We start from the raw sequence: 26520 nt of genomic DNA on the forward strand, positions 1-26520 counted from the left end.
GGCTCAGCGGTCACTACTGAATTCCGGTCCGGTGAACGACGCACCGTGCCCGGTCGGCCTCGGACTACCAGCCGCGGGCACGCCACTCGGGCAGTTGGGGTCGCTCCGCGCCGAGGGTGGTGTCGTCGCCGTGACCTGGGTAGACGACGGTGTCGTCCGGGTAGCGGTCGAACAGCTTGGTGGTCACATCGGTGAACAGGGAGTCGAAATCCTCGGGGTTGTGCGTTTTGCCCACGCCTCCGGGGAACAGGGAGTCACCGGTGAACAGGTGGGTGCGGCCCGCGCCGTCGGTCAGGGCAAGCGCGATCGAGCCAGGGGTGTGGCCGCGCAGGTGGATGACGGTGAGGGTGAGTTCGCCCAGGTCGATCGTCTCGCCGTCGGCGAGGAGGCGGTCGGGTGTGACGGGCAGCGGTTCGGCGTCGAGGGGGTGCGCGGCCGACGGGACGGCGAGAGCGCCCGCCACATCCGCCAGCGCCCACCAGTGGTCGGGGTGCTGGTGAGTGGTGACGATGAGTTCGACCTGCCCGTCGGCCACCTGGTTGACCAGTTCGAGGATGCGGTTCGCCTCGTTGGCGGCGTCGATCAGCAGGGTTGCCCCGGTGGCGGCGCATCGCACCAGGTAGGTGTTGTTGTTCATGGCGCCGACGGCCATTTTCACGATGCGGGCGCCGGGGACATCGCGCTGCTGAGCGTCGCCGCCGGGGGCGACCTGACCGGTGTAGCGGGCATCGACTGTGACCATGGTCCCGATGGTAGTGAGGCACGCGCCGACCTGTCGTACCCGTCTCACTCGGCCCGGGCCGTTAGATTCGACTCATGCCGCTGCCGAGGAAAAGTCCGCGCATCCGATCGGTGAGGTACGTCGAGCGGGCCCGCATGTCGTATCGACCAGCGGCGGGGCAACTCTGGGGCGCAGGTCCGGGGAAGCGATTCGTCGCGAATCTGCTCGGCGCGTTCCTGCTTCTGCTGTGTGCCCCGGCGGCCGGTGCGGAGCCACCGACGCGGATGGGCCCGCAACTGGTCGACTCCGCCGACGTGCTCAGCCCGGCGGACGAACAGCGGGTACTCGGCGCCGTCGACACCCTCTACCGCGATCACCAGGTGAAGCTCTGGCTCTTCTACGTCAACGATTTCGGGTCCATGTCCGCCCGTGACTGGGCAGCGCGCACGGCCGAGCTCTCCGATTTCGGCGATCGCGATCTGCTGCTCGCGGTGGCCGTCGACGACCGCGGCTACTGGTTCGACGGCATCCCACCCGCGAGCATCACCGACGCCGAGGTGGAATCGCTGCTGGCCGACACGGTGGAGCCCGATCTGCGCGAACAGAAATGGGCACAGGCGGGGATCGACACCGCCGAGGGACTCGGGGCCGCGGCGCGCGGTGGTGGCGCGTCGTCGGGTGTGCTGGTGTTGACAGCACTGGCCGTGGTGGTGGCGGCCGGTCTGCTCGTTCTGGTCATGCGCCGGCGTCGCCACGCCAAAGACCGGGCGGAACTCGCGACAGCGCGCGGCATGGACCCCACCGATTCGGCTGCGCTGTCGCGTCTTTCGCTGCCGACCCTGCACGCGTTGTCGAAGGAACGCCTGGTCGAGATCGACGACGCGGTGCGGACGAGCGAGGAGGAATTGGCGCTGGCGACCGGCGAATTCGGCGAGACGGCGGTGACCCCGTTCCGGAACGCGCTGGACGCGGCCCGTGCGGCGACCGCGAAAGCGTTCGCCCTGCGTCAGCAACTCGACGACGCCGTTCCCGAAACCCCCGATCAGCAGCGCGCCCTGCTGCTGGACCTGCTGGCGACCACCGGCAAGGCCGACCGCGAACTCGACGCCCAGGTGGCCGACTTCGACGCCATGCGCGATCTGCTCATCGACGCGCCCGCCCGCCTCGACGCTCTCACCCGCACCGTCGTCGAGCTCACCGCCCGCCTGCCCGCCGCCGACACCGAACTGGCCCGGCTCGACGCGACCTATCCCCCGGCGATGCTGACCTCCGTGCGCGACAACGTGCGCATGGCCCGTGAGCGAATCACCTTCGCCCAGACCAATATCGACGCCGCCCGCGACGTACTCACGAAACCGGCCGGGCAGCAGGGTGGTGCGGTGGCCGCGATCCGTGCGGCCGAGGCCGCTCTCGGCCAGGCCCGCACGCTGCTCGACACCGTCGAGCACGCCGCGGCCGACATCCAGCAAGCCCGCGACGGATTGCCCGCCGCCCTGGACGAATTGCGCGCCGATCTCGCCGCCGCGTCCACCCTGACCGAATTCGGTGGCACCCAGCTCAGCGGCGCGATGGCCACCGCGACCACCACCCTGAACACGGTCGACGACGCCGACCCGCTCGGCGCCTTCCACGAGGTGGTCACCGCCGACGCCGACCTCGACCGAGCCATCGCCGCGGCCTCGGACCGCAAGCTCGCCGTCGAGGACCTGCGCCGCCGGCTCGACCGCACATTGCTCGACGCGACCAGCCGTATCGACGCCGCGTCGTCGTTCATCACCACGCGGCGCGGCGGTGTCGACGCCGAGGCGCGCACCCGGTTGGCGCAGGCGCAACGTCATCTCGATCAGGCGCGGCAGCAGGCAGGCACCGATCCCGAACTGGCGTTGCGGAGCGCGCAGGCCGCCGCCGAATCGGGTGGGCGGGCCCTGCAGGAGGCGGAGGCGAGCGTACGGGCCTGGGAGACAAGACAACCCATGTCCGGAAGTGGGCAGGCCGGTGCGGTGCTCGGCGGCATCCTGCTGGACGGTCTGCTGCGCGGAGCGATCAGCGGCTCGCGCGGTGGTGGGTACGGCTCACGCCCGGGTGGGTACCGGCCCGGATCGTTCGGTGGCTCGTCGGGGTCACGGCGGGTGAGCCGAGGCGGCAGATTCTGATCGTTGACTCTCACACTGTGTGAGGCCGTACACCGGAGGGCGTCATGTTCAGTATCGGAGATTTCGCCAGACACGGTCAGGTGTCGGTGCGCATGCTGCGCCACTACGACGCGGTCGGATTGTTGCGGCCCGCCCGGGTCGATCCGGCCACCGGCTACCGGTTCTATTCGGCCGCGCAGCTGGCCAGGCTCAACCGGATCGTCGCGCTCAAGGGGCTCGGATTCAGTCTCGAGCAGGTGGGCCGGATGCTCGAGCCGGGGCCACAACCCCGGGAGCTGCGCGGCATGCTCACGTTGCGCCGGGCGGAGCTGGAACAGCGGTTGGCGGCCGACCGCGCGCGGCTGACCGAGGTCGAGGCGAGACTCCGCATCATCGAGAAGGAGGGCGTCATGCCCGAGCAGGATGTTGTGATCAAGTCCGTGCCCGCGGTGCGGGTGGCCAGGTCGAGCGGGGTGGCGGCGGGCTTCGAACCCGCCCACATCAGCCCGGTGATCCAGCCGTTGTTCGAGGGGCTCAGCGATCGGCTCGCGCAGGCGGGCATCGCGATCGCCGGTCCGGCCATCGTGTACTACGAGCCCGCCGACGACGGCTCCGTCCGGGTGCACGCCTGTGTGCCGGTGAATGCCGAACCCGACGCGGTGCGGGATATTTCGATCGTCGACCTGCCTGCCGTCGATCGGGTGGCGACGACGGTCTACCACGGGAATGTCGGCGGAATCGGTGCGGCGTGGCAGGAGCTGGGTCGCTGGGTGGAGGACAACGGGTACCGCACGGCCGCCCCGGTGCGTGAGGTGACGCTCGAATGGACACCGGATCCGAACGGGTGGGTCACCGAATTGCAGGAACCACTGGCCGCGAGGTAGTCGAATCAGCCCGCCGCTGCGGGTGGACCCTCCATGCGGCGGGCGCGCGGCACGACTTCCAGTCGGCCGCGTGGTCGAGTCGACCAGCCGCCTGGCTCCGGTGCCGCGTGGGCGGTCGGCCGTCTCCGACGCGCCGGGTGACTTCAGGCGGACGCTGCGGTTTCGCGCGAGCAGGCCCAAGTCAGTTCTGCGACAACAGCTGTCAGCAATTCCGCTGCGCGGGCTCCACCGCCGAGGCGGCCGATCGTCAGCCTGCCGAGGTAGGTGTAGACGAGGAAGGTGACCGCCGCGGCCGCACCGGTGGACGAGCGCGGGTGGGCGGAGAGGTAGACGATCTCGTAGTCATCGAGGATGAGTCCGGTCGGTGCGCGGAACAGCGGCACCGTTCCGGTGTTGGTGACGGCGATATGGCCTGCGGTCGAGTGGATTCGGGTGGGGCCGTAGTAGTCCGGGAAGTGCAGTACCGACTGTTCGACGACACCGTCGGCCAGGTCGTTGTGCAGGCTGGTGCCGATGCGGCGAGCCAGGTCGACGACATCGTCGGTGTCGTCGGTCGCGAACGCCGCGAGCCCGGACACGTTCGTCCCCGCCTCCGCCGCCACCGGTGGGTCGAGACGCCTGCGCAGGTCCACCGGGTAGACGCAGCCGACCCGCTCGCCGCCGTACACCCCGCGGTATGCCCGCAGCACGGCGGCGGTGACCAACCCGTTGACGCTCACCGCATGCGCGCGAGCGAGCTCGAGCACACGGACGGTCTCGGCCGGGTCCAGCCGGACGCGAGCAGGTCTGGAGAGGGCGGCGGGCTCGACGCGCTGCGACCCGCCGGTCTCGGCCACGACGAGCGGCCGCGTCACCGCCTCCAGCCCCGACCTCGGACCGCGTCCGATCCCCCGCTGCGCCAGCATCATCTCCAGCGACACCGGCAGCTCCCGCGCCCCCGCGATGATCTTCCCGGTCTCCACATGATCGGTGTAGTACCCCCACAGCCGCGCGAACAGCTCGACGCAATGCCCGGCGTCGGCCACCCCGTGGTGCACGAACAACGTGACCCTGGCCCGATCCTCTTCGGCGAGAACGACATCCAGGTACCCGAGCTGATCGGCGGGGTCCATGGTCTCGGCGGGCACCCGCACCTCGTCGGGATCACCGAAACTGACCCACGCGCCGACGGCCTCGAAATCGCCCGGCCGCAACAGGATTCCGTGTCCTTCGGCGTCCTCGACGATCCGGCACACCAGGATCGGGAACGCCCGCTGCAATGCCGCGAACGCCGCCCCGAGCGCGGCGGCGTCGAGTTCCCCGTGCACCGTCACCGAGCGCCCGGTGAACGTGCCGTGCCGGACGAATCGTTGTTCCGACGGGTCGAGCACCCGCACCACGTCTTCCGGTTCCCACAGCACACCGAAATCGTGAACTACCCACCCAGCCGACGCAAACCGTCAGCTACACAGTGTGATCAACGCGGCTCGTGTCCGGACATGCGAAAGCCCGCGACAGGCGCGGGCTTTCGATGGGTCAGGCGCCGATGAGGCGCGCGGCGAGGTAGGACTCGACCTGGTCGAGGGCGATGCGTTCCTGGGCCATCGAGTCGCGCTCGCGGACCGTCACGGCCTGGTCGTCGAGGGTGTCGAAGTCGACCGTGATGCAGAACGGGGTGCCGATCTCGTCCTGACGACGGTAGCGGCGGCCGATGGCGCCCGCGTCGTCGAAGTCGATGTTCCAGTTGCGGCGCAGCTGTGCGGCGAGGTCCTTCGCCTTGGGGGTGAGGTCGGCGTTGCGCGAGAGCGGCAGCACCGCGGCCTTGACCGGCGCCAGACGGCGGTCCAGGCGCAGCACCGTGCGCACGTCGACGCCGCCCTTGGCGTTGGGGGCCTCGTCCTCGGCGTAGGCGTCGACCAGGAACGCCATCAGCGAACGCGTCAGACCGGCCGCGGGCTCGATGACGTACGGGATGTAGCGCTCACCGGAGGCCTGATCGAAGAAGCTCAGGTCGGTGCCCGAGTGCTCCGAGTGCGTCTTGAGGTCGTAGTCGGTGCGGTTGGCGATGCCCTCGAGCTCGCCCCACTCGCTGCCCTGGAAGCGGAAGCGGTACTCGATGTCGGTGGTGCCTGCCGAGTAGTGCGACAGCTTTTCCTTCGGGTGCTCGAACAGGCGCAGGTTGTCCGGGTCGATGCCGAGGTCGGTGTACCAGGCCAGGCGGGTGTCGATCCAGTACTTGTGCCACTCGGCGTCTTCACCGGGCTTGACGAAGAACTCCATCTCCATCTGCTCGAACTCGCGGGTCCGGAAGATGAAGTTGCCGGGGGTGATCTCGTTGCGGAAGCTCTTGCCGATCTGGGCGATGCCGAACGGCGGCTTCTTGCGCGCGGTGGTCTCGACGTTCTTGTAGTTGACGAAGATGCCCTGCGCGGTCTCGGGGCGCAGGTAGTGCAGGCCCTCTTCGTCGTCGACCGGGCCGAGGAAGGTCTTGAGCAGGCCGGAGAAGTTCTTCGGCTCGGTCCACTTGCCGGGCTGGCCGGTCTCGGGGTCGTTGATGTCGGCCAGGCCGTTGGCAGGCGGGCGGCCGTGCTTCTCCTCGTAGGCTTCCAGGAGGTGGTCGGCGCGGTAGCGCTTGTGCGTGTGCAGCGACTCGACCAGCGGGTCGGAGAACGTCGCGACGTGGCCCGAGGCCTCCCAGACCTGACGGGGCAGGATCACCGAGGAGTCCAGGCCGACAACGTCTTCGCGGCTGGTGACCATGGTCCGCCACCACTGCCGCTTGATGTTCTCCTTCAGCTCCACGCCCAGCGGACCGTAGTCCCACGCCGACTTGGTGCCTCCGTAGATCTCACCGCACGGGTAGACCAGACCCCGGCGCTTGGCGAGGTTGGCAACGGTGTCCACCTTCGACTTGGGTGCCACGCGAGATTTCTCCATCCACTGCGAGTCGGTTTGTTCGGTAAACCTTGCTTTACGTCATGTATGGCTTACTGAACACATTTGGTCCAGCGTATCCGGCCCAGTCCAGCGAGATTGCAGCAGCCGACCGATGCCGCGTGTGCCACATTCGACATGCGCACTTCTGCATGTCAAAATGGTATCGGTTTCCATTAAGGAGTTGGTTGATGACCACCGATGCCGCGCCTGCGCACCAGCACAGCCCGTATCAGTCCCTGCCGCCCGCGCCGGTGCCCGCGCGCACGGTACTCGAGGACGCGGGTGAGCTGCTGCGCGCCCTGGCCGCCCCGGTGCGGATCGCGATCGTGCTCCAGTTGCGCGAGTCACCGCGCTGCGTGCACGAGCTGGTCGACGCGCTCGGGGTCACCCAGCCGCTGGTCAGCCAGCATCTGCGCATTCTCAAATCGGCGGGCGTCGTACACGGGGAACGCTCGGGTCGCGAGGTGCTCTACGAACTCGTCGACGATCATCTGGCGCACATCGTCGTCGATGCCGTCGCCCATGCCGAGGAAGGGTGAAACCGTTGGCAGACAACCACTCCGGCAAGCAGGTCGGCGTTCGCAGCACCCGTCAGCGCAGTGCCATCTCGGCGCTGCTCGGCGATATCGACGAGTTCCGCTCGGCGCAGGAGTTGCACGACGAACTGCGCAAACGCGGTGAAGGCATCGGCCTGACCACCGTGTACCGCACCCTGCAGTCGCTGGCCGACGCGGGCATGGTCGACGTGTTGCGTACCGATTCCGGCGAGTCCGTCTATCGCCAGTGCTCGAGCGGTCACCATCACCACCTGGTGTGCAGGCAGTGCGGCAGCACCGTCGAGGTGGAAGGCCCCACCGTGGAGGCGTGGGCCGAGGCGATCGCGGGCGAGCACGGCTTCACCCAGGTGAGCCATACATTGGAGATCTTCGGCACCTGCCGCGACTGCGTGCGCGCCGCCGCCGAGAACAGCGAGTCCGCCTCTGTGTGACTCACATCACAGGATGGAACCCTCGCTCCGCGTGCCCCGTCCAACCATCACAACGACGAGGCGCGGTAGCGGAGGAGGGGATCTCGTGAGTGGATTCTTGGGGGTCGAGCCCGGGCAGTTGACGGCGATGGCGGCCAGCTGGCGTCAGGAAGCCGGGGCGGTCGAGGCGCTGAGCTGGGCGGTGATGAACGAGGCGACCGGTGAGGGAAGTGATGTGCTCGCCGTGCTGCGCGGTGTGCCCGATCCGGCGCGCCAGGCGATGACCTCGATCGCGACCAGGTATTCGGCGCTGGCCGATCTGCTCGACAAGTTCTCGGCCGACATCGAGGCCGCCGACGGCGCGACCGCCGCCGAGATCACGAAGCTGGAGCCGCGCTGATGCGGCCGACGATCCCCCAGCTCGACACCTGGAATCTCGACGCTGTGCACCGGGCGGGCGAGGCTGCCCGCGCGAACGCCGACTTGCTGTCCACCTCGGTGGACGATTGTTCGCGCGCGCTCTCGGCGGCGGAAAGCTGGCACGGCCGGACCAAGGACGCGGCCACACAGCGCATCGATGAGGAAGTCGATCACGGGTACGAGGTGCGGACGGTGCTGCTGCGCATCGCCGACGACGCCGCTGATGTGTGTCAAGGTCTGAAGCACGCGAAAACGTATGTGCTGGAACAGAAGAACCTCGCCGTGTCGCAGGGGTTCACGGTTTCGGCCGACGGTGCCGTGAGCCATACGGAGCCCGAAAAAGAGGGCGCCGCAGGGGTTTTCCAACTCAACCTGCGCAGCGGGCTGGACGAAATCGAACGCCTCGACACCGTGTTCGGTGGTCGGTTGCGCGAGGCGGTGGGTGATCTGGTCGCCATCCGCGATGGCCAGCCCAGCGTTGCGCTCGCCGATGGCTCGATGCACGACCCTGACGCGGTGGCGACACGGTTGGCGGCGCTGTCGCCCGACGAGCGCGCCGCCTTCCTGGCCGGATTGAGTCCGGAAGTCCAGCGTCAGCTGGTGATCGCCGCGCCGGAGACCCTCGGCAACCTCAACGGGGTGCCGTTCGCGATGCGGGTCGAGGCGAACGAGATCAACATCCGTAACGCGCTCACCAGGGAGAAAGCAAATCCGGTGCCGGATGCGGCCCGGGTCGGCCAGCTGGAAGCCATGCTGTCGCCGATCCCGGATCCGGAGGCGACCGTCTCGGCCGCGGCGCTGGGCATGGTCGACCGTAAGTTCGTCATGTTCAGCACCGAGGGCAACGGGCGGATGATCGAGATGCTCGGCAGCATGCGATCCGGGGTACCCGGCGTCGGTGTCTACGTGCCGGGCACGAGCACCAACCTCAATGCGTCCGGGCCGAATCATGTGGCCGCCTGGAACCTGGCCGACCGGACCGGCGGGCCTATCTTCCTCTACATGGAGGGCGACTTTCCGCAAAGTCTCACCAGCCTGTCCGATGGTGCGCCGAGCCCGTCGTTCGCCGCGGAGATGGCGCCGAAACTGGTGGAGTTCGGTCGGGAAGTGGATCGGGAGGTGAGCGGCCACGCGCCGGGCACGCCCGTGACGTACGTCGGGCACTCCTACGGCGGGTCGGTGGTGGGTTCCGCCGAGCAACTCGGGCTGCGGGCCGACCGGATCCTGCACGCGTCGTCGGCGGGAACCGGCGTGTTCGAAGGTGGGTGGAACAACCCGAATCCCGATGTGCAGCGCTATTCGATGACCGCGCCCGGCGACCTCATCGGCGTTGTCCAGTCCTACCCGGATGCCGGGCTCAGCCTCCCCGGCCTGCGCCTGCCCGGCAATCCGCACGCCTCCGACGTCCTCGGCGGCGACCCCGACGAGGTTCCCGGGGTGATCCGGCTCGACACCGGCTACTACGGCGACAGCTCGTCGCGTGCGGGTGAGGTCGTATTCGGCACCGATGGCCACGGCAAGTACTGGGACGATCCCGGATCGACCGCCTTCGGCAATATCGTCGGCGTCATCGCGGGAACGGACGCCACCGCCTATGTGGAGCGTGGCATCGAAACCCCCTGGGTGGATGTGGGTCTCGGCGACAACGGCAACGGCGGCAAGGAAGCGTTCGACGCCGGCCGCGCCGCCACCGCGCAGGCCGTCCTCGATATCGAGAACCCGTATGCCGACCCGCGAGTGACCGACAATCCGCAGCTCGGCGCCCGGATCGAGATCCGATGAGACTCATTGCCGTACTGGCCGTTTCGCTGGTGCTCGCGGGGTGCTCGCTGGTCGAGGAACATGGTCCGACCAATGAGGACATCATGCGGCGCTCGGGGCTGACCGTTGCCCAGAGCAAGCCGATCGTGGCCGAGAACTTCGAGCTGATCTGGCCGGAGGAGCTGTCCATCGACCCGGCGGCGGTCGACACGAGCACCGGGTGCCGCAGCAGGATGGACTCGATCAGCATGGACGGCCCGCCCTGGCGCCCCCGATATCAGCGGGAACAGGTCGATCCTCCACAGGAGTTCATCGACCGGGCGATGGCCAATCTCGAGGCGATGACCGCACGCGGGTTCACCCTCGTGCCGAGTCAGAACCCCGATGCGGACCCGGTGAGCAGGTACTACCGGGACGCGCGCGGGTTCTCGGTGTCGTCGTCGCGCAGCCGGGTGGGACCCGACAAACAGGAGGTGCGCTTCACCATGGCGTCCACCTCACCGTGCGCGGCCGAGTGAGACTTCGGGGTGTCGCAGTGGAGACAACAGTGGCTACGATCGCGGGAACGTCGTGCACGGTACCGGTTCTGCGGGAGGGATGACAGACATGGCAGTTCGACGGGGTGCGGGCATGGTCGGGGTCGTGGCGGCGGTGGGGTTCGTCGTCGCCGGGTGCGGGAGTGAGCAAGGGGCGGCCACTCCGCAGCCGAGTCAGGTGAGTGTGGCGGCCAGTCCTACCTCGGTGGATGCCGAGGCGAAGGTGTGGGATCCGTGTTCGCTGCCGGATTCGGCGGTCGGTGGGGTGGGGTTGAATGTGGGGAGTAAGAAGAAGGATGTTGCGGGGGTGGATTTTTCGGGGTGGAAGGTGTGCGAGTGGAAGGACTCCGCGAACCTGTACAGCTTGGCGCTCATGTCGTCCGAGCACACCCTGACCGAGTCCCGGAATCAGACAACCAAGTACACCGACTTCACCGACGTGACGGTCGGAGGACGTAAAGCCCTTCAGTTTCGGCCGGTCGGCGCGGCGAGCGATCTCGCTTGCTATGTGAGCGTCGAACTGCCCGACGGCTCCGTCGATTTCCATCTGCAGAATCGGGTCTCCGCCAAGAATCCGCCGGAGCCTTGTGCTGAGGTGACTCGGATCAGCGCCGCCCTGGTTCAGTACCTCCCGGCGAATTGACGGGTGGCAGCATGGTTCTCGGTATCGATCCTGCTCAGTGGAGTCAATTGAAGTCACAGGCCGACGCGGGTCAGTTGATGCTCGATCCGGAGGTCGGGCGCGACCTCGATCGTGTGTGCGACGACCACATCTCTCGCTTGGAAGAGGTGTTCCTGATGGTCGGGCGCGTCGAGCGCATCACCGGCTTCGGCTCCTTCGATTCCAGCGCGATCTTAGAGAAGAAATTCTCGCTGACCGCATCCGGTGGCGACCGAGCACTGGACACTGTGCTCAGGCAACACATCGAAGTCGTCCAGACCGCGAAAGAGGTCGTCGCCAAGGCGATCGCGAATTTCGTCGCCCAGGACCAGGCGGCCGGCGACCAGATCTCCGCGACGGGAGAACACCTGTGACGTATGAGGATTACAAGAGCAGAGTGATCGCCGCGCAGGAACAGTGGAACATCGAACGGTCGAAGATCTACGCCAGCTATGCCGACGGCAACTACGCCACCATTTTCGACGGTGACCTGCAGCCGCCGCACATCACCACCCCCGACAATTACGACAGCATGTCGCTCGAACAGATGCAGGCCGCGGTCGCCGCGATGAAACCCCGCCTGGTCGACGACGCCGTGACGGCCTGGGCGAATATCGGCATGAATCTGATGGGCACCTTCCTGAAGTTCAATCAGGAGTTCTCCCGCACCGTCACCGGCGCCAACGGGCGCGGCGGGTGGACCGGTGCGGCGGCGTCGGCGGCGGTCGCGGCGGTGAACAACTACTCGGAGCGGTCGATCCCGCTGTCGCAGGCGGCGACCGCGATCAGCTGGAAGCTCACCGAGATGCGCACCGGCATCGAGCAGACGCAGGCATTGATGCCGGGGCTCACCGAGCGCGAGAATGTCACCGGTAAGACGCTGCCTGCCGAGGGGGTGATGAAGGTCGACGATCACAATCGCGAAGAAGCCACGCAGGAGGCGCGCAGGATTCTGCGCACCGTCTACAGCCAGGTGGCGGGGCAGGCCGATGTCGGGGTGCCCTTCCTCCCGACCGCGCCGGTCATCGCAGGCGACGGCGGCGGCCCCGGTGGTCCCGGCGAGGGCGGTGGTGGTTCGAATACCGGTGACACTCCCGAAGATTCGGCAGGCAACAGCCCTGAGGACACCGGCGCGGGCGACGCCCCGGCGACTACCGAGAACCCAAATTCCGATCCTGCGGCCACCACACCGCAAGCCACCGACCCGGGCTCGACCACCGCGCAGAGTTCCACGGCGACATCGCAATCCAGCACGCCGTCCTCTTCGGCCCCGTCCACCGGTTCCCCGACGGCGACCGGGCCCGGCGTGACCGCTCCCGGAGCGACCGGGCCCGGTGGCGGGAGCAACGGTGCCCGAGGTGGCGGCAGCAGCGCCGGCCGTGGCGGCGGCTCGGCAGCAGGCGGTCCCGCATCACCGGGCAAGTCGAGCCCCGGCAATCACTCCCCTGCCGCAGCTGCCGCCGCCGGGTCACGGGCAGGCGCGGCGGCAGGCGGCGGTCGCGGCGCACCCGGGATGGGCGCCATGGGCGCGCCTGGTGCCAGGGGCGGCGGCTCGGACGAGGAGCGGACCAAAGGCATTCCCGATTACCTGATCAACCAGGACAACGGCGACCTGCTGATCGGAACCGACGGAATCAAAACCGTGCCCCCAGTGATCGGCGGAGACCACGACAGTGCACCGAGTTGAGTTCACCGGCATCGAATTCGAGATCCTCTGGTCCGGTTACGGCCGCGACCGCCTCCCCTACCCACTCCAGTACCGCACCGACATCGCCGATTTCGACGAACTGAAACGCCACCGTGAAGCAGCCGTGGAAAAGCTGCTCGCCAAATACGATCCGGCGATCGAACAGGCCATCGATGTGCTGCTCGTACCCGATGCCAGGGTCGAGTCCAAAGGTTATGTCGGCCAGGACGTCTCGGACGTCATCCGATTCCACGGCGCCATCCGCGGCCGGGCCGGCGCCACCCTCGCCCAGGCGCCGGGGACCGCCGAGGACACCGGCAGCGATGTCGTTCTCACCTGTTGCACCGCGGATCAGGTCGCCGCCCTGACCGTCGCGGCCCTTCCCCGTACCAAGCCCGGGACCAAACCGCCCGTCGAGGTGCGTCGCGAACGTCTCGCCGAGGAAGAGGAACACTTCGAATACCGCGCGGGACGCCTGAGTTCCCTGGAACAACTCAACCGGATCTTCAACCGCCCCCGCCACGCCGTCGGCGAGATCTCCGCCCTCGCGGGCCCCGCCCTCGACTCCCGCCCCACCCCCGCCCGCAGCTTCTGGTGGATGGACTATCCCGACGGCCGCTACTACGTCAAAACCGGCGACCCCATCATCGCCGAACCCCTCCCCACCTCACGAATGATCGCCGGCATCCACCGCATGCTCACCCGAGCCCAGCGCTACCACCAGGAATTCGGCCCCAACCCCTGAATTCTCTACCGCTGAGGCGGCATCCCCTGCGGCGGATATCCCGGCTGCTGCGGGTAACCCTGCTGCACAGCATTCGGATTCCCCGGGTACTGCTGATACCCGGGCTGGGGCTGATACATCCCCTGCTGCGGGTACGCCCCCTGCTGCGGAAACTGCTGCCCCATCGGCGGAACCTGCCCCGGGTAATACGGCGGCATCCCACCACGGACAGGCGGCCGCCGAGACCCCGACGACACCTTCACGATCACAAGAATGATCCCCCCGAAAACCAGCGCGAACGCAATCAAACTACCCAATGCTTCGAACATATCCGCATCCTCTCACACCCGAGCGGGACACCCTCAATTCCCGAAAGGCATTGACACAGGCTATCTTCGGATGACCGCCAGGTAGCGAAGAAGCTTTCGGATCGTGGCCTACGGAGTAACACCCGATATCGCCGCACAATCCTCCCTGGAGAGAAGTTGCCTGTGTGCCAGGCGGACCGAAACGTGTACTACTGGCGCCCCGACGACGCCGCCTCACGCTCGGCGAGGAACACATCGAGTAGTTCGAGCGTCATTGCAATCACGCGCTCCTCTTGCGCCTGCGTGAGCGGAGCGCCTGCCTCCCGATCGGGCAGGGCCAAGTCCGTGATCTGCGCTTCCCAAGTGAAGTTCGATGCCACGTCGTAGTTCGCCATCAACCACTCCCGAAAGCCTTTCAGACCTTGGCCGCCGGTACGTCGCGCACCGAAGTCGTAGCCGTTCAGGAAACCGGTCACCCCGCGGAGCGTGGTCCGCCCGATGTACATCCCGGGGGCCCTGCCGAAGAGATTCAGAAACTCACGGTCGCTCAGCTCGTCGAGGTCGCGGACTTCCCGACCGTCGACGACAAGCGGGGCGGCTCCGTAGGTGGGGCGACCACGATCTTCCTCGGGCACACCGTCATTGCAGCACAGCTTGCGCTGGGGCGCCTCGCGAGCACCCGTGCGCGGCGCACCGGCGGCGGATTCGTCGTGCAACGATTACACAGCCTATTCGCTTCATAATTTGCAGCGAATAGGAGTAGAATCGCTGCATGGCAGGCAGCACGTACATCTGGGAGGCGGCGGATTGGCCCCGCCTCACGTACGACGCTGCCCTGCTGGCCAAGCCGACAGCAGCCGTCGCGCTCGCTCAAGGTCGCCTGCACGGTCGCCTCGCGGAGACCGACGACCTGACACAGGAACGTGCTGGACTCGAGGCCCTCACCGCCGACGTCGTGAAGTCGAGCGCCATCGAGGGCGAGTTACTCGATGCGGTGTCGGTTCGGTCGTCCATCGCACGCAGACTCGGTGTGGACATCGGTGCCGCCACCCTGTCGGACCGGAAGGTCGACGGTGTCGTCGACATGATCCTCGATGCCACTCGCCACTACGAACAACCCGTGACCGCCGAGCGACTGTTCGGCTGGCACGCGGGGCTCTTCCCCACCGGATATTCGGGTATTTCACGGATCCGCGTCGGCGACTGGCGTACCGACGAAACCGGCCCGATGGAGGTGATCTCTGGACCGTACGGCAAACAGCGCGTCCACTTCGAAGCGCCACCGGCCACGCGCATCGATACCGATATGCGCCGATTCCTGGAATGGCTCGACGCGGACACAGCCGAACCCGCGATCCTGAAAGCCGGACTCGCGCACCTGTGGTTCGTGACCATCCACCCGTTCGATGATGGAAACGGCCGAATCGCCCGTGCCATAGGCGACCTCGCCCTCGCCAGGTCCGAATCCAGCCCCCGCCGCTTCTACAGTCTCTCGGCCCAGATCCAGCGCGACCGCAAGAACTACTACTCCGTCCTCGAAAAGACCCAGCGCGGAAGCCTCGACGTGACCGGCTGGCTCTCGTGGTTTCTCGATGCCCTCCACCAGTCGATCATTCAGGCGGACAAAACAATCGACGCCGCGCTCGCGAAGGCCACCTTCTGGCGCACATGGCACAGCACCCCGCTGAACGTCCGTCAGATCGCCATGCTCAACCGCATACTCGACGGTTTCGACGGGAAACTCACCTCCCGTAAATGGGCGATCATCACCAAGACTTCCCAAGCCTCCGCCCTGCGCGACATCAACGAACTCATCGACTACGGGATCCTGCATCGCTCCCCGTCGAGCGGCCGAAGCACCTCATACGAACTCTCTTAGCCGGACCGGCCCCGCCGTACGGTCACACGGGGATGGATCGCCACCGGCGAATTGGTGCAACGCTGCGAAAAGCTTCACGGAGACGTGCATGATTCACCGACAATTTCCTTCAGCCGATTTACTGCTGATCGCCAGGGCACTCCACACACCTACACCAAAGATGCTCCACGCGAAAGGTCTTCGCGCGGAGCATCTTTGGTGATGGTCAGGCGGGGACGGGTTGGCGGGCTTCGGTGGGGTGGGGCTGGCGGGTGCGGAGGGCACCCAGGCCCAGGAGGGCGATTCCGGCGATGGCCCAGGTGAGGAGGATGGCGAGGGGGAAGGTGGCTCCCGCACCGTCGAAGTAGGCGGTCGAGCGCATCAGGGTGGCGGCGGCGCCGGGTGGGAAGAGCTGGCCGAGACTGCCCCAGGGCTGCGGGAGGAGTTCGGGGGCGGAGGTGGCGGCGGAGAAGGGGTTGCCGATGAGGAGCATGAGGAGGGCACCGAGGCCGATGCCCGCACGGCCGATGGTGGCGGCCAGGCCGACGATGGTCGCGGCTACCGCGAAGGAGGCCAGGGCGGCGATGGCGGCAAGGGCCAGGTAGGAGCCGGGGACGATCGAGAGCCAGGTGTGGAAGATCAGGGCGCTGAGGAGGCCGCCGACGATGCCGAAGGTGGCAAGGCCTGCCAGGCGGGCACCGAGGGTGGAGACCGCCAGGGTGAGCAGGACGCCCGCGGCGATGCCGGACATGACCAGCGGGAGCACCATCGCGCCGAAGCCCGCGCCGCGTGGGTCGTCGGGGTCCGAGGCGATCACGTCTTGGACCGGGACGGAAGTGGCGCCGCCGAACTGCTGGGCGAGCGCGGTGAGCTGCTGGGCGACAGCGGGTGACGCGGCGGAGGCCACGAGCACCTGGGGTGCGCCGCCACCGGTGACGATCGCGCCGTAGACCTCACGGTCGGCGAGGGCGGTGCGGGCGGCGTCCGCGTCGGCGAGGGTGGTGATCTCGAACGCGTCGGGGCTGCGCTGCTGCAACTGCTGGCCGACCTGTGCGGCCTGCGGGCCTGCGATGGCGATCGGGAGGTCGCGAGGGGCGAGATTGACAGCGGGCCAGGCGAACGCGATCAGCATCAGAGCCTGCAGCAGGGTGGCCGCGAGCCCGATACCGACCGCTCGGCGGGTGATCGTCATGGCATTTCTCCCTAAAAGCGAATGTTCGTTCTTTTTGTTGTCTCAACGATGACAGCACCCCCGCTCGCTTGTCAAGAACGAGTATTCGTTTTACTTTTAGGCATGCCCAGAGTCAGCGAAGAACACCTGGAACGCCGCAGGCAGCAGATCCTCGACGCCGCGCAACTGTGCTTCGCCCGCAAGGGCTTCCACGAGACATCCATGCAGGACGTTTTCACCGAATCGGGCATGTCGGCGGGCGCTGTCTACCGGTATTTCGCGAGCAAGGACCAGATCATCTGGGCGCTCGTCGCACGCACCCTCGGACCCTTGCGCGAGCTGCTGGCCAACAAGATCAGGGCAGAGGAACCACCGACCCCGGCCGAGGTGGTTCGCATGCTCACCGGCGAGATCGTCGCGCGCAGCGGCCCGGACGGTCCGCTGCGGCTCGCACCGCAGGTGTGGGCGCTGGCGATGGTCCAGCCCGATGCCGCCGCGATCCCGGTGCGCGAGTCGATCGCGGGGATGCGGGAATTGTGGGTCGAGTACGCGACCAGGATGCGTGAGCTCGGCTGGGTACCGGCCGACACCGATGTCGACGCCCTCGCCAAGACACTGATCGGCCTCCTACCGGGTTTCATCCTCCAGCATCTGCTGCTCGACGACGTGACGCCGGAGGATTTCGCGCGCGGCGTCGACGTGATGCTTCCCGGGCCGCGGCCGTAGCTGTTGTCGGGAACCTCACTGTTGAGACCGGCACGTTCGGGGTAGGTTCGGGGGCGGCACCGGAGGGGGTCCCGTGCGCCGGACATCGCCGATATCGATCCGACCAGGGAGTTTCCTGTGGCACTTCACCGACGAACGCTTCGCACACGCGGCCTGACCGTCCTGGCCGCCGTCACCGTGGCAGCCGCTGCCGCCGCCGGGACGGCACAGGCGAGGATGATCGGCGCATTCGAGGTGGGCGGTGCGATCGAGACCGAATACGACCAGGTGGGCGGCGCCGCACTCGGCGACCCCACCGGCCCGGAGGCCGACGCGGCGGCGGGCGGCAAGTACCAGACCTTCGCCAACAACGCGGCGATCTACTGGCACCCCGACACCAACGCCAACACCGTCGCGGGGCAGATCCGCGACAAGTACGCGGCCCTCGGCAACGAGTCGGGGACGCTCGGCTACCCCGTCACCCGCGAACTGTCCACCCCGGCGGGCAACGGCCGGTTCAACCACTTCCAGCGCGGCTCGATCTACTGGTCCGTCGGCACCGGCGCGCACCAGATCAGCGGCCCGATCAAGGACAAGTGGGCGGCGCTGGGCTGGGAGTCGAGCCCGCTCGGCTTCCCGCTCACCGATGTGGCCGAGGCGGGCAAGGCCGACGGCCAGTTCACCATGTTCCCCACCGGCGCCATCTACTGGTCCTCGACCACCGGCGCGCACGCGGTATGGGGCAGCATTCAGGCCGACTGGATCCGCGCGGGCGCCGAGAACGGCCGCTACGGCTACCCGACCAGCGACGAATACGACTACCAGGGCGGTAAAGCCCAGGACTTCCAGGGCGGCAAGATCACCTGGAAGCCGGCCGGCTAGCGGCTACGGCGCGAGCAAGCCCTGCCGGGCCTTGCTCGCGCCGGACAGCGTGAGCAGCAGCATGGTGGTGAGGGCCTGATCGTCGAGACCCTCGGCCGGGAACGTGTAGCGCAGGATGATGTCGGCCAGCTTGCCGCGCGAGATCAGCGTGACCGAACCGAACTGGATCTCGGCATTGCGTTCGGCGACCCGCTTGTGCAATTGCGGTTTCAGCGGTCGGTCCCAGGCCAGCACGCAGGTCATCGACAGGACCGTGAGGCCCGGCGCCAGGGTGACGGCGCGGATCGACGACAGCGCGCCGTCGTACTCGAAACCGAGCGAACCGTCGGCGTCCACGCGCACGTCGATGTCCTGCATCTGCAGGCAGGCGCCGGTGCGCGCCTGCAGGTCCAGTTCGGGGGTGACCGTGGCGTCCATGTCGGCTCCGTCGCTCATTTGGTTCCACCGAAACGGCGGTCGCGCTTGGCGTATTCCAGGCACGCGGCCCACAGGTTACGCCGGTCGAAGTCGGGGAAAAGCGTGTCCTGGTAAACGAATTCGGCGTAGGCGGCCTGCCAGATGAGGAAGTTGGAGCTGCGGAACTCACCCGAGGGACGAAGGAACAGGTCCACATCGGGCATGTCCGGCTCGTCGAGGTAGCGGGCGACGGTCGACTCGTCGACCTTCTCGGGGTCGATCTCCCCCGCCGCAACCCGGCGCGCGATTTCGCGTGCGGCGTCGGCGATTTCGGCGCGGCCACCGTAGTTGACGCACATGGTCAGCGTCATCACGTCGTTGTCCTTGGTGAGCTCCTCGGCCACCTCGAGTTCCTTGATGACGCTGCGCCACAGGCGCGGTCGGCGCCCGGCCCAGCGGACCCGCACACCCATCTCGTGCATCTCGTCGCGGCGGCGGCGGATCACGTCGCGGTTGAAGCCCATGAGGAAGCGGACCTCGTCGGGGCTGCGGCGCCAGTTCTCGGTGGAGAAGGCGTAGGCCGACAGCCACTTCACACCGATCTCGATGGAGCCCTCGACCGCGTCCATGAGCACGGCCTCGCCACGTTCGTGGCCCGCGGTGCGCGGCAGACCACGCTCTTGAGCCCAGCGTCCGTTGCCGTCCATCACCAGCGCGACGTGGTTGGGCACCAGCTCCGGCGGAATCGCGGGCGGGCGGGCACCGGAGGGGTGCTGCGACGGCGGACGGACGGTGCGGGTCGAGCTGCTCCCAGCGGCGGGGTCACGACGGAGGATCACGGCCTCCATCCTGCCTGATCCCCCGCCGCACTCCGCACGGGCTCCGACATCGCGGCCGGACCACACGACAACACGGGCTCCCCCGTCGATGCCCGATCCGTCACCGAGCCCCGCACGCCCTCCGACTCTCAGCCCGCGCGACCGGCCGTCGCGGCGCCGGGTTCGACGCGACCGCGCTCGATCAGCGGCAGGGTGCGCAGCTGGCGTTCCAGATGCCACTGCAGATGGGCGGCGACCAGACCGCTGGCCTGGCGGCGCACATTGTCGGGAACCTCCGCGATGTAGGTCCACTCCCCCTTGAGCAGCGCGACGAGCAGGTCGAGCACGCCCGCGGCGGGCGTGCTCGCGCCGGGTGGGCGGCAGTGCACGCACACCGCGCCACCGGCGGCGACGTGGAAGGCGCGGTGCGGGCCGGGGGTCGCGCAGCGGGCGCATTCGTCGAGCGCGGGTGCCCAACCGGCGAAACCCATGGCGCGCAACAGGTATGCGTCGAGGATCAGCTCGTGGGGGCGCTGTTTCGCGGCGATGGCACGCAAAGCGCTCGCGGTGAGCGCGTGCAGTTTCGGGGCGGGGGCGCGTTCCTCACCGGCGAGACGCTCGGCGGTCTCGAGGATCGCGCAGGCGGTGGTGTAGCGGCCGTAGTCGTCGATGATGTCGGCGGCGAACGCTTCGACGGTGGTGACCTGGGTGACGATGTCGAGGGTGCGGCCCGGGTGCAACTGCACGTCGATGTAGGCGAACGGCTCGAGCCGGGCACCGAACTTCGACTTGGTCCGCCGCACACCCTTGGCGACGGCGCGCACCAGCCCGTGTTGCCTGGTCAGCAGCGTGACGATGCGATCGGCCTCGCCCAGCTTGTGCTGACGGACCACCACCGCCTCGTCCCGATACAACCGCACGCGCCCAGTCTTCCACGTCGCCCCGACACCGCGTCCACGGACACGGCACTCCCCTCCAAGCGGTCAGCTCGGCCTGAGCAGGCCGGTGATGAGCAGCAGCAGCGATTGCTGGGTTTCGGCGCGGGCGCGGTCGGGGTCCTCGGCGTGCGCGACGATGAGCGAGGCTTCGGTGATCGCGCTGAGCAGCAGCTGCGCGAGTACCGGGACCGGGACAGCGGGGACGATGCCGGAGTCGACGGCGCGCTGGAGTTCGGCGGTGATCAGGCCGAGCCCGTGCCGGGATTCGAACTCGCGAAAGTCGGGCCAGCCCAGGACCGTAGGGGCGTCCATGAGGACGATGCGCAGCATCTCCGGGCGGCCGCAGATATCGAGGAAACAGGCCAGACCGGCCGTCATGCCCGCGACGACGTCGCCGGGGTCGGCCGCGTCGATGGCGCTCGCAATCTCGGCCGTCGCCTCGGTCTCGATCTGTTCGAGCACCGCGAGGAACAACCCGCGCTTGTCGCCGTAGTGGTGGTGCAGGGCGCCGCGGGTGACGCCGGCGGCCGCCACCAGTTGCTCGGCGGAGGTACCGGCGAAGCCGCGCTCGGCGAACAGGTCACGGCCTGCCTGCTCGAGCGCGGCGCGGGTGGTGCGGGAGCGGTCCTCCTGACTACGGCGCTGCATGCAGCCGAGTGAACTCCACGATCAGTTCGGCGAGCAACTCCGGCTGGTCCTCGGGCAGGAAGGTGTAGGAATCGTCGACGGTACGCAGGCTCGCCCGCGGCAGGTCGGCGACCAGCCGACGGGCCAGCGATATCGGGAACAGCCTGTCCTCGGTGGACCAGACGACGAGGACCGGCAGGTCGACCTCGGCGAATCGTTCGGCGGCCGCCAGGGTGTGCCGGGCGTCCACGCCCGCGGCGAAGCGGCGCAGGTCCGCCCTGATCCCGGCATCACGCCGGGCGGGACCGAGGTAGGACTCCGCGATCGGTCGGGGCAGTGCGTGTTTGGTCACCCAGCCGAAGGCGAGCGGCAGTCGCTGCGCGGGCCGCCAGCGCAACGGGGCGAGCAACGCGGCGATGGCGCCCGGGATCTTCGTCAGGCGGACCAGGGTCGTGAAGGGCTGCGGCGGGAAGACCTCGTAGCAGTCGACGGCGGCGAGGACGACGCGGCCGATCCGCTCCGGGTGGCGGGTCATCAGGATCTGGGTGAGCGCACCGCCGGTGTCGTTGGCGACGATCGTGACGTCGGTGAGGTCGAGCGCGTCGAGGAACTCCGCGATCAGGTCGGCCAGGCCGACGGGCGTGAGGTCGGCGTCGGGCATCGGAATCGAATGCGAGCCGAGCGGCCAGTCGGGTGTGAGGCAGCGGTGTCCGGCCGCGACGAGGCCGGGAACGACACCACGCCACAGATCGGCGTTGACGAGCAGGCCGTGGACGAAGACGACCGGTGATCCCGTTCCGGTGTCGTGATAGCGGATGCGGCCCGACGACAGCGTGAGGTCGTGCGCCGGGCCGAGTGCTGAGCTGATTCCCATGGGTCCTCCCCTGATCGAAAGCTTGGCCCAACCACTGTTACATACATACCGTATGTATGTCTAGGCTGGAAATATCCACCTAGGGTATGTGGACGAGTGACCAGTTGAGGGATAGCGTCGAGGCGACTACCTGCAGAGACGGAGTTCAGATGTCCGCGCCCGACCGCATCGCGCCGCCACCGGCCGACCTCGGCCTCGCCGAACTCGCCTCGGCCCTGACCGGCGGCACGACCAGTTCGGTCGCCGCCGTCACCGACGCACTCGACCGCATCGAGGTGTCGCAGCCGACACTCAACGCGTTCCGGGTGGTGCGCCGGGCCGCCGCCCTGCGCAAGGCCGCCGAGGCCGACGCGCGGCTGGCCGCCGGTGTCCGGTTACCGCTGCTCGGGGTGCCCGTCGCGGTCAAGGACGACACCGATGTGGCCGGCGAGCCCACCGCCTTCGGCTGCGGTGGCGAATTCCCGCCCGCCACCGAGGACGCCGAATCGGTGCGCCGGTTACGCGCGGCGGGCGCGGTGATCGTCGGCAAAACCAACACCTGCGAACTCGGCCAGCTGCCGTTCACCAGCGGCGCGGCCTTCGGGCACACCCGCAATCCATGGGACCGCACCCGTACGCCGGGTGGTTCCTCGGGCGGTTCGGCGGCGGCGGTCACGGCCGGAATGGTCCCTGCCGCACTGGGTTCCGACGGCGCGGGTTCGGTGCGAATCCCGGCGGCGTGGACCAATCTGGTCGGCATCAAACCGCAGCGCGGCCGGATCTCCACCTGGCCGCTGCCGGAGGCGTTCCACGGGCTCACCGTCAACGGACCGCTGGCCCGCACAGTGGCCGACGCGGCTCTGCTGCTCGACGTGGCCGCCGGCGCGCACGAGGGCGACCTGCACACACCCGCCCTGATCGACGCGCGCGCCGCCGTCGGCCGCGACCCGGGCAAGCTGAGAATCGCTGTGTCGCTCGAGATTCCGTTCACCGCGACCAAGACCGCACTCGATCCCGAGATCGCGGCCGCCGTGCACGCGATGGCGGGCACCCTGCGCGGGCTCGGACACACGGTGACCGTGGCCGATCTGCACTACGGTCTGCTGATCGGAGCGTCGTTCCTGCCGCGTTCGCTGGCCGGGATCAGCCGGGTGCACCGCACGATGCCCGGCGCCGTCGTCGACCCACGGACCACCGCCAACGCGCGCATCGGACGACTACTCGACGGCCCTGCCCTGTTCGCCGCCCGCCGCCTGGAACCGTTGCTGCACAGAAGAATCGGCGGCTTCTTCGACGACTACGACCTGGTGCTCGCGCCCACCACCGCTACCCCCGCGCCGCATGCCGAGGACATCGACGGCATCGGTACGAGCTCGACCAATGCCCTCATCACCGGCGCCTGCCCGTATACGTGGCCGTGGAACGTCCTCGGCTGGCCGAGTGTGAACGTACCCGCGGGCTTCACCGAGACCGGACTACCGATCGGCGCGCAACTGATGGGCACGGCGAACACCGAACCACTACTGATTTCCGTTGCGTCGCAACTGGAATCGGAGCTGCGTTGGGATCGGCACCGGCCGACACCGTGGTGGTGACTCACAGAGGTGCGCTCGCCCACCAGCGGTCGTGGAGTTCGGCGCCGCTCGCACCGCCGAGAACGATGAGCAGACAGAAGTTGCGGGCGCACTACCGGCCCGGTTCGCGCCAGTTTTCGAGATCGCTCTTGGTTCCGGACGGGCACCCGTCTTGGCCGGGTTGGCGAGGGAACATCATCAGGCAACGCTGCGGTCCGCCCCCGCCCACCGCGGTGGTGACGAGCACCGCGATCGACGACCCGTCGGCGACTCGTTTGGTGGAGAAGCCCAATGTGCCGGTGACACCGCGATAGTCGGCCTCGCGCAACTGCACCGCGATCGCCGTCCGATTCGGCGGCTGGTCCCCGAGCACACCGCGGCTGGCACGTACTGCCTGCAGGAACAACCCGCTCACGTCGAATGCCAGCCCGGTCCTGTCCCCCGCCCACGTCGGCTGGTATTCGGCCATGTCCGGATAGGCGCGCAGGTCCTCGATGAGACCGGCGAGCTCGGCGCACAGTTGTTCGTGTTCGAACGGCACCGGCCGGTCACCGAGTTTGCCGACGCCCTTCACGCAGTCGGCTCCGCCGAGCATCACCGGCGCCGCCTTGGCCACGTAGCGCACCGTCAGGTTGGCCGGCAGGGCGATGGTCGCGCGCGGATCGGTGATCAGCCTTGTCACCGCGTCGTTGCCGAGCAGCGCCGGTCCGTCACCGCTGATACAACCGCGACTGAGGGCCTTGGCGAAGGTCGGGAAGTCGTCGTTGCGGCCCGCGAAGAAGAGCAGTTCGCGCCGGTCGAAGGACTCCGCCTCGCACGGTGCGGGCAGACCGTAGAGCTCCTGCTGTGCGCGCCAGCTCGTACTCCGGTGCGTCACACCGCGTTCGGTGAGCTCCTGCTGAAGGTCCTCGACCAGGGTCGTCACGTACAGGTCGTCGGGCGCCTCGGGGTGGTAGATGGTGACTTTGTCGTAGCGCGGGGTGCCGTCGGCGGCGCGCGCGCCCTGCATGTAGTCGGCGACCAACCTGGCCTGGACCGAATTGCTCGGCGCCGCTTGGAAATACAGCGGCGACGCCTGCTCCAGCCCGTCAGCCGACAGGGTGGTCGCCACCGCGGGCACGCCCAGCTCACCCAACCGCGTGATGGCCTTGCGGGTTTCGTCGGTGCTGCGGTCGATGCCGACCACACCGAGCACGCTCGGGTCGTCGGCGACGAGCGGACGCAGCCGGTTCTCGACCACCCACCGGGCATGGCGCATATCCGAACCGCCGTTGGCGATGATGATCCGCAGCAACGGTTCCGACTCGTCGGAGGCGAGCAGGGCGCGGCGCTGCTGCACCGCGAGCCCGGCCAGCTCCTCGACCTGCGCGTGCGGGTAGCGCACATTGGTATCGACGTAGCTGAGCCCCGCGAAATAGACCAGCGAGATCAGCGGCCGGTTCGGGTTGCTCTCGCGCGCATCGACGGCCGCCTCGTTCAGGCGGAACACCTCGCGCTGCATGGCCGACAGTTCCGGGTCGTCGGCGAAGGTCTGGGCGACGTTGTCGCTGTAGCCGACGCATTCGCCGTCGACCATGCTGACGCTCACCCCACCCGTCCACGGCCAGTGCGAGCACGAGGCGCCGCGCAGTGGTGGGAAGTACACCAGCGCGGCGGCCACCGCCAGCACGATCGGGATCAGCACGCACAAACCGACGAACCAGCTGCGCGAGGCCATCGGCGGGGCAGGCGGTAACGACTGCCCGCGGAAACGCGGATCGCCCACGCGCGGTGTGGAATCCGGCGGTATCAGCGCGCGCAGCGGCAGGAACCAGGCGTCGGCCTGGCGGTGGGTGCGCCTGCTGTCGATCTCCCTGATCCAGGTCTGCAGGGGGTCGGGTGGCTGCGCGGTCGGCTGATCGGCGAGGCTTTCCAGCGTGCGCAGGGTGCGCAGATCGCTGATGTTCGACAGCTCACCCACCTCACGCGTCGGCCCTTCGTCGCGGAAGGCGACGACAACCAGCGGATCGAAAAGTCCCGTCTCGTTGCGGATCTCGTTGATCCAGGTGAGGATGCGCGCACCGTCACCGCCCTCGGTGAGACCACCGAGCAGGGCAACCGGGTAGGCGGTGCGCCGCCAGCTCGACGGCCGCCAGATGCGGCGGCGATACGCATCGCGCAGGTCTTCCAGGAACGCGTGGATCAGGAGCTTGGCGACCTGTTCCTCGTTCTCGTCCACCCGGTGCGAGGCGGTGAGCCGGGCGGCGAAACCCAGGAAACTGCCGGACAATTCCGGCGCAAGGTAGCGCTGGTGCAGGAACCAGCGGGTCACCTTCGACATGCCGGGAATACGCCCCGACACCCACAACCACAGGCGCAGCACCGGCCACAGGGCCAGCACAGCGAAGACCACGCTCGAAATCATGCCGCCCGCTGCGCCTTCGGTGGCGTCGGCACGGTTGGCGGACGAACCACTACGCAGCAGCTTGGGCAGGCGCCTGCGCAGTTCGTCGGGCGCCTCGGATTCGTCGGAGGTGACGCGCTGTCTGGTCAGCCAGTCGGCGGTGCGGTAACGCGGGAACTTGATCGCGCCCATCGCGGTGTCGTCGGTCGCGAAACCGGCGACCAGCTGCTGGATGATCGGCAGACAGTGGTCCGGGATCTCCTGGTCGTCGGCGTGCGGACCGGCGTTGAACGCGTTGACATCCGGGCTCAGCCGGGTGGGCGGCAGATCGGGAGCGTGCAGGTCGATCCTGGCGCGTGGGGTGGCCCGCCTGCCGCCGGACTCCCCCAACCAGCTGTAGAGATCGTTGACCAACGCGGTATGGCCTTGTAAACCGACCATCTCGACGATCGGGCGCGGCAGCGTGCGCCTGCCGTGCACCAGCGTGCGCCACACCCGGGGGCGGGTGTCGGGGATCTCCAGTGCCCGCAGCAGTTCCAGCAGCTTGCCGACATCGTTGGCATCGGGCACGTGCACAGCCTCCCCGGGTGATCAGCGA

General features: G+C 68.2%; 27 protein-coding genes. 15 read left to right on the forward strand and 12 right to left on the reverse strand.

Going from position 1 to position 26520, the window contains the following annotated elements; all coding sequences use genetic code 11:
* Positions 1-64 precede the first annotated feature (64 nt).
* A complete protein-coding gene (locus NCO8_RS23575; RefSeq protein ID WP_067642294.1) occupies positions 65-742 on the reverse strand; it encodes an MBL fold metallo-hydrolase in 678 nt (225 codons plus the stop codon).
* 134 nt (positions 743-876) lie between these two features.
* Between NCO8_RS23575 and NCO8_RS23580 the strand changes: the two genes are divergently transcribed.
* The gene (locus NCO8_RS23580) at positions 877-2874 is read left to right on the forward strand and encodes a TPM domain-containing protein (RefSeq protein ID WP_067642295.1); all 1998 of its coding nucleotides are present in this window, start codon (positions 877-879) and stop codon (positions 2872-2874) included.
* 44 nt (positions 2875-2918) lie between these two features.
* Positions 2919-3737, forward strand: a complete 819-nt coding sequence (locus NCO8_RS23585) for a MerR family transcriptional regulator (protein WP_067642296.1) — start codon at positions 2919-2921, stop codon at positions 3735-3737.
* Between the two features lie 143 nt (positions 3738-3880).
* On the opposite strand, the gene NCO8_RS23590 is transcribed toward NCO8_RS23585, so the two are convergent.
* Complete coding sequence (locus tag NCO8_RS23590) at positions 3881-5137, reverse strand: phthiocerol/phthiodiolone dimycocerosyl transferase family protein (RefSeq protein ID WP_084457414.1); 1257 nt, start codon at positions 5135-5137, stop codon at positions 3881-3883.
* A gap of 115 nt (positions 5138-5252) precedes the next feature.
* The gene (locus NCO8_RS23595) at positions 5253-6653 is read right to left on the reverse strand and encodes a glycine--tRNA ligase (RefSeq protein WP_210740697.1); all 1401 of its coding nucleotides are present in this window, start codon (positions 6651-6653) and stop codon (positions 5253-5255) included.
* 188 nt (positions 6654-6841) lie between these two features.
* On the opposite strand from NCO8_RS23595, the gene NCO8_RS23600 reads away from it, so the two are divergent.
* The 9 genes from NCO8_RS23600 to NCO8_RS23640 all read left to right on the forward strand — a co-directional run bounded on the left by NCO8_RS23600 (position 6842) and on the right by NCO8_RS23640 (position 13430).
* Complete coding sequence (locus NCO8_RS23600; RefSeq protein WP_067486782.1) at positions 6842-7192, forward strand: ArsR/SmtB family transcription factor; 351 nt, start codon at positions 6842-6844, stop codon at positions 7190-7192.
* A gap of 5 nt (positions 7193-7197) precedes the next feature.
* Complete coding sequence (locus NCO8_RS23605; RefSeq protein WP_067487122.1) at positions 7198-7641, forward strand: Fur family transcriptional regulator; 444 nt, start codon at positions 7198-7200, stop codon at positions 7639-7641.
* An 85-nt stretch (positions 7642-7726) separates the two neighbouring features.
* Positions 7727-8020 (forward strand): hypothetical protein, encoded by a 294-nt coding sequence (locus tag NCO8_RS23610; protein WP_245655473.1) that lies wholly within the window; start codon positions 7727-7729, stop codon positions 8018-8020.
* Positions 8020-9822: an alpha/beta hydrolase gene (locus tag NCO8_RS23615; RefSeq protein WP_067642299.1), complete on the forward strand. Its 1803-nt coding sequence runs from the start codon at positions 8020-8022 to the stop codon at positions 9820-9822. Before NCO8_RS23610 ends, NCO8_RS23615 begins: the two co-directional genes overlap by 1 nt.
* A complete protein-coding gene (locus NCO8_RS23620; protein ID WP_067642300.1) occupies positions 9819-10319 on the forward strand; it encodes a hypothetical protein in 501 nt (166 codons plus the stop codon). The genes NCO8_RS23615 and NCO8_RS23620 overlap by 4 nt, the downstream gene beginning before the upstream one ends.
* A gap of 112 nt (positions 10320-10431) precedes the next feature.
* Complete coding sequence (locus NCO8_RS23625; protein ID WP_067642301.1) at positions 10432-10980, forward strand: DUF3558 domain-containing protein; 549 nt, start codon at positions 10432-10434, stop codon at positions 10978-10980.
* A gap of 11 nt (positions 10981-10991) precedes the next feature.
* Positions 10992-11372, forward strand: a complete 381-nt coding sequence (locus NCO8_RS23630; protein ID WP_084457416.1) for a hypothetical protein — start codon at positions 10992-10994, stop codon at positions 11370-11372.
* The gene (locus NCO8_RS23635; RefSeq protein ID WP_067642303.1) at positions 11369-12685 is read left to right on the forward strand and encodes a hypothetical protein; all 1317 of its coding nucleotides are present in this window, start codon (positions 11369-11371) and stop codon (positions 12683-12685) included. Before NCO8_RS23630 ends, NCO8_RS23635 begins: the two co-directional genes overlap by 4 nt.
* Positions 12672-13430, forward strand: a complete 759-nt coding sequence (locus NCO8_RS23640) for an ESX secretion-associated protein EspG (RefSeq protein ID WP_067642304.1) — start codon at positions 12672-12674, stop codon at positions 13428-13430. The genes NCO8_RS23635 and NCO8_RS23640 overlap by 14 nt, the downstream gene beginning before the upstream one ends.
* A 5-nt stretch (positions 13431-13435) precedes the next feature.
* On the opposite strand, the gene NCO8_RS23645 is transcribed toward NCO8_RS23640, so the two are convergent.
* Together NCO8_RS23645 and NCO8_RS23650 are read right to left on the reverse strand one after the other, a co-directional pair.
* The gene (locus NCO8_RS23645) at positions 13436-13738 is read right to left on the reverse strand and encodes a hypothetical protein (RefSeq protein ID WP_157105058.1); all 303 of its coding nucleotides are present in this window, start codon (positions 13736-13738) and stop codon (positions 13436-13438) included.
* Between the two features lie 188 nt (positions 13739-13926).
* Complete coding sequence (locus NCO8_RS23650) at positions 13927-14433, reverse strand: hypothetical protein (RefSeq protein WP_067642306.1); 507 nt, start codon at positions 14431-14433, stop codon at positions 13927-13929.
* 56 nt (positions 14434-14489) lie between these two features.
* On the opposite strand from NCO8_RS23650, the gene NCO8_RS23655 reads away from it, so the two are divergent.
* Positions 14490-15596, forward strand: coding sequence for a Fic family protein (locus tag NCO8_RS23655; protein ID WP_067642307.1), 1107 nt, complete (start codon positions 14490-14492; stop codon positions 15594-15596).
* A gap of 205 nt (positions 15597-15801) precedes the next feature.
* Here the strand turns inward: NCO8_RS23655 and NCO8_RS23660 are convergent, their stop codons facing one another.
* Positions 15802-16767, reverse strand: coding sequence for a hypothetical protein (locus tag NCO8_RS23660; RefSeq protein WP_067642308.1), 966 nt, complete (start codon positions 16765-16767; stop codon positions 15802-15804).
* Between the two features lie 102 nt (positions 16768-16869).
* On the opposite strand from NCO8_RS23660, the gene NCO8_RS23665 reads away from it, so the two are divergent.
* Entirely contained in the window at positions 16870-17472 is a 603-nt protein-coding gene (locus NCO8_RS23665; protein ID WP_067486747.1) for a TetR/AcrR family transcriptional regulator, read from the forward strand.
* A gap of 117 nt (positions 17473-17589) precedes the next feature.
* Complete coding sequence (locus NCO8_RS23670) at positions 17590-18333, forward strand: LGFP repeat-containing protein (RefSeq protein ID WP_067642309.1); 744 nt, start codon at positions 17590-17592, stop codon at positions 18331-18333.
* A 3-nt stretch (positions 18334-18336) separates the two neighbouring features.
* On the opposite strand, the gene NCO8_RS23675 is transcribed toward NCO8_RS23670, so the two are convergent.
* The 5 genes from NCO8_RS23675 to NCO8_RS23695 all read right to left on the reverse strand — a co-directional run bounded on the left by NCO8_RS23675 (position 18337) and on the right by NCO8_RS23695 (position 21986).
* Positions 18337-18690, reverse strand: a complete 354-nt coding sequence (locus NCO8_RS23675) for a hypothetical protein (protein WP_243749936.1) — start codon at positions 18688-18690, stop codon at positions 18337-18339.
* A gap of 74 nt (positions 18691-18764) precedes the next feature.
* A complete protein-coding gene (locus NCO8_RS23680; RefSeq protein ID WP_067486738.1) occupies positions 18765-19577 on the reverse strand; it encodes an isoprenyl transferase in 813 nt (270 codons plus the stop codon).
* Positions 19578-19696: 119 nt separating this feature from the next.
* Complete coding sequence (recO, locus tag NCO8_RS23685; RefSeq protein ID WP_067642310.1) at positions 19697-20467, reverse strand: DNA repair protein RecO; 771 nt, start codon at positions 20465-20467, stop codon at positions 19697-19699.
* A 63-nt stretch (positions 20468-20530) separates the two neighbouring features.
* Positions 20531-21133 carry a TetR/AcrR family transcriptional regulator gene (locus NCO8_RS23690; protein ID WP_067642311.1) on the reverse strand — a complete coding sequence of 201 codons (603 nt, stop codon included), beginning with the start codon at positions 21131-21133 and terminating at the stop codon, positions 20531-20533.
* The gene (locus NCO8_RS23695; RefSeq protein WP_067642312.1) at positions 21120-21986 is read right to left on the reverse strand and encodes an alpha/beta fold hydrolase; all 867 of its coding nucleotides are present in this window, start codon (positions 21984-21986) and stop codon (positions 21120-21122) included. Before NCO8_RS23695 ends, NCO8_RS23690 begins: the two co-directional genes overlap by 14 nt.
* Positions 21987-22135: 149 nt before the next feature.
* Here NCO8_RS23695 and NCO8_RS23700 point away from each other — a divergent pair, with 149 nt between their 5' ends.
* Positions 22136-23560, forward strand: a complete 1425-nt coding sequence (locus NCO8_RS23700; RefSeq protein WP_067642313.1) for an amidase — start codon at positions 22136-22138, stop codon at positions 23558-23560.
* Positions 23561-23651: 91 nt separating this feature from the next.
* On the opposite strand, the gene NCO8_RS23705 is transcribed toward NCO8_RS23700, so the two are convergent.
* Positions 23652-26492, reverse strand: coding sequence for an ABC transporter substrate-binding protein (locus NCO8_RS23705; RefSeq protein WP_067642382.1), 2841 nt, complete (start codon positions 26490-26492; stop codon positions 23652-23654).
* Between the last annotated feature and the right edge of the window lie 28 nt (positions 26493-26520).

Source organism: Nocardia coubleae NBRC 108252 (assembly GCF_001612805.1).
Classification (GTDB): domain Bacteria; phylum Actinomycetota; class Actinomycetes; order Mycobacteriales; family Mycobacteriaceae; genus Nocardia; species Nocardia coubleae.

Coding starts and splice junctions, on each gene's coding strand:
- NCO8_RS23645 (WP_157105058.1), bottom strand. CDS start 13,738: ATGTTCGAAGCATTGGGTAGTTTGATTGCGTTCGCGCTGGTTTTCGGG.
- NCO8_RS23585 (WP_067642296.1), top strand. CDS start 2,919: ATGTTCAGTATCGGAGATTTCGCCAGACACGGTCAGGTGTCGGTGCGC.
- NCO8_RS23595 (WP_210740697.1), bottom strand. CDS start 6,653: ATGGAGAAATCTCGCGTGGCACCCAAGTCGAAGGTGGACACCGTTGCC.
- NCO8_RS23575 (WP_067642294.1), bottom strand. CDS start 742: ATGGTCACAGTCGATGCCCGCTACACCGGTCAGGTCGCCCCCGGCGGC.
- NCO8_RS23700 (WP_067642313.1), top strand. CDS start 22,136: ATGTCCGCGCCCGACCGCATCGCGCCGCCACCGGCCGACCTCGGCCTC.
- NCO8_RS23690 (WP_067642311.1), bottom strand. CDS start 21,133: ATGCAGCGCCGTAGTCAGGAGGACCGCTCCCGCACCACCCGCGCCGCG.
- NCO8_RS23665 (WP_067486747.1), top strand. CDS start 16,870: ATGCCCAGAGTCAGCGAAGAACACCTGGAACGCCGCAGGCAGCAGATC.
- NCO8_RS23655 (WP_067642307.1), top strand. CDS start 14,490: ATGGCAGGCAGCACGTACATCTGGGAGGCGGCGGATTGGCCCCGCCTC.
- NCO8_RS23620 (WP_067642300.1), top strand. CDS start 9,819: ATGAGACTCATTGCCGTACTGGCCGTTTCGCTGGTGCTCGCGGGGTGC.
- NCO8_RS23630 (WP_084457416.1), top strand. CDS start 10,992: ATGGTTCTCGGTATCGATCCTGCTCAGTGGAGTCAATTGAAGTCACAG.
- NCO8_RS23625 (WP_067642301.1), top strand. CDS start 10,432: ATGGTCGGGGTCGTGGCGGCGGTGGGGTTCGTCGTCGCCGGGTGCGGG.
- NCO8_RS23695 (WP_067642312.1), bottom strand. CDS start 21,986: ATGGGAATCAGCTCAGCACTCGGCCCGGCGCACGACCTCACGCTGTCG.
- NCO8_RS23615 (WP_067642299.1), top strand. CDS start 8,020: ATGCGGCCGACGATCCCCCAGCTCGACACCTGGAATCTCGACGCTGTG.
- NCO8_RS23660 (WP_067642308.1), bottom strand. CDS start 16,767: ATGACGATCACCCGCCGAGCGGTCGGTATCGGGCTCGCGGCCACCCTG.
- NCO8_RS23580 (WP_067642295.1), top strand. CDS start 877: ATGTCGTATCGACCAGCGGCGGGGCAACTCTGGGGCGCAGGTCCGGGG.
- NCO8_RS23600 (WP_067486782.1), top strand. CDS start 6,842: ATGACCACCGATGCCGCGCCTGCGCACCAGCACAGCCCGTATCAGTCC.
- NCO8_RS23675 (WP_243749936.1), bottom strand. CDS start 18,690: ATGCAGGACATCGACGTGCGCGTGGACGCCGACGGTTCGCTCGGTTTC.
- NCO8_RS23680 (WP_067486738.1), bottom strand. CDS start 19,577: ATGGAGGCCGTGATCCTCCGTCGTGACCCCGCCGCTGGGAGCAGCTCG.